This window comes from Ideonella azotifigens, assembly GCF_006519715.1.
In the GTDB taxonomy this organism is placed as follows: domain Bacteria; phylum Pseudomonadota; class Gammaproteobacteria; order Burkholderiales; family Burkholderiaceae_C; genus Ideonella; species Ideonella azotifigens.
On record NZ_VIDT01001207.1, the window covers coordinates 1 to 787 of the forward strand.

General features: G+C 67.7%; 1 protein-coding gene. It reads left to right on the forward strand.

The genetic code is table 11. The annotated features are described in order from the left end of the window. Window positions 1-16: 16 nt before the first annotated feature. Window positions 17-787, forward strand: a 771-nt coding sequence (locus FKP22_RS31630) for an AMP-binding protein (protein ID WP_310733410.1), incomplete at its 3' end; no start/stop codon positions are given.

Sequence of the window (787 nt, forward strand, 5' to 3'; positions counted from 1 at the left end):
TGGCCCGGACTCGCTCGTGGGCCTGTGCATGGAGCGCTCCGTCGAGATGATCGTCGGCCTGTATGCCACCCTGAAGGCCGGCGGCGCCTACGTGCCACTGGACCCCGGCTTCCCGGCCGAGCGCCTGGCCACCATCCTGGCAGACGCCCGCCCCGTGGCCGTGCTCACCCAAAGCCACCTGCAGGACCGCGTGCCCGCCACGCCCGACCTGCCGGTGATCGTGCTGGACAGCGACGAGAGGCTGCTGGTCGACCCCGGCAACCTGGAGAACCTGACCCAGCCAGGCCATTTGGCCTATGTCATCTACACCTCCGGCTCCACCGGCAAGCCCAAGGGCGTGGGCATCGAGCACCGGGGCATCGTCAACCGCCTGCAATGGATGCAGGAGGCCTACCCGCTGACGGCAGCGGACAGGGTGCTGCAGAAGACCCCCTTCAGCTTCGACGTCTCGGTGTGGGAATTCTTCTGGCCGCTGCTCGAAGGCGCGACCCTGGTCGTGGCCAGGCCCGGCGGCCACCAGGACGTGGCCTACCTGGCGCGCGTGATCGATGACGAACGCATCACCACGCTGCACTTCGTGCCGCCGATGCTGGACGTGTTCCTCAACGAAGCCAAGCCCGCCAGTGCCAGGTCGCTGCGCCAGGTCATGTGCAGCGGCCAGGCCCTGCCGCTGGAGCTGCAGCAGCGCTTCTTCCAGACCTGGGACCACGTCGAACTGCACAACCTCTACGGCCCCACCGAAGCCTCGGTGGACGTCACCTACTGGCAATGCCACAAGGACAGCGAA